The sequence below is a fragment of the Elstera litoralis genome (assembly GCF_000963705.1).
Taxonomy (GTDB): Bacteria; Pseudomonadota; Alphaproteobacteria; order Elsterales; family Elsteraceae; genus Elstera; species Elstera litoralis.
The window spans coordinates 1-719 of record NZ_LAJY01000646.1; the positions used below are offsets into that span (position 1 = coordinate 1).

Annotated in this window: 2 protein-coding genes; one reads left to right on the forward strand and one right to left on the reverse strand. The window is 58.4% G+C overall.

From position 1 onward, the window contains the following. On the reverse strand, positions 1-408 hold a 408-nt coding region (gene ssb / locus VZ95_RS18590; RefSeq protein WP_045777187.1), incomplete at its 3' end, for a single-stranded DNA-binding protein. 154 nt (positions 409-562) lie between these two features. Between ssb and VZ95_RS24470 the strand changes: the two genes are divergently transcribed. Next, positions 563-719 (forward strand): ATP-binding cassette domain-containing protein (locus VZ95_RS24470; RefSeq protein WP_045777188.1); only part of this gene is annotated, 157 nt, incomplete at its 3' end.

The following is a 719-nucleotide window of genomic DNA, read 5'->3' on the forward strand; positions in this document are numbered from 1 at the left end:
GTAATCGCCACCCGACGCACCGCCACCGTAGCCGCCCTCGCCCCCGCCGCCATCACCGCGCCCATCGAGCATGGTGAGTTCGCCGCGATATTGTTGCAGCACCACTTCGGTGGTGTATTTTTCCTGGCCGCTTTGATCGGTCCATTTGCGTGTTTGAAGCTGGCCTTCCAGGTACACCTTCGCACCCTTCTTCAAGAAACGCTCGGCGACATCAGCGATGCGATCGTTGAAGATCACCACGCGGTGCCATTCCGACCGCTCCTTGCGCTCCCCCGTCGCCCGATCCCGCCAGGATTCCGACGTTGCGATGGAGAGATTAACCACTTTGCGGCCATCCTGCATGGTCCGCACTTCGGGGTCGCGCCCCAGATTGCCGACCAGAATGACCTTATTGACGCTCCCCGCCATGCCGAACCTCGTCTATTTTGCCTAACGCGACCTTGTCGCTCTCGGCGCGCAGCCTATAGAGGAACAGGGGGCGCTGTCACCTGCTCGCTTCGGACTCTTATAACAGAGTCTTTGGGCTTGCATGTACCTTTTTTTGTTCTGTTAGATAGGCGCTATGCATCAGAGAATCAGTGTGCGCGGCGCGCGCGAGCATAATCTGAAGAATATCGACGTGGATATTCCGCGCGATAGTCTTACCGTTATCACCGGCCTGTCGGGCTCGGGGAAATCTTCCCTGGCCTTCGACACGATCTATGCCGAAGGGCAAAGGC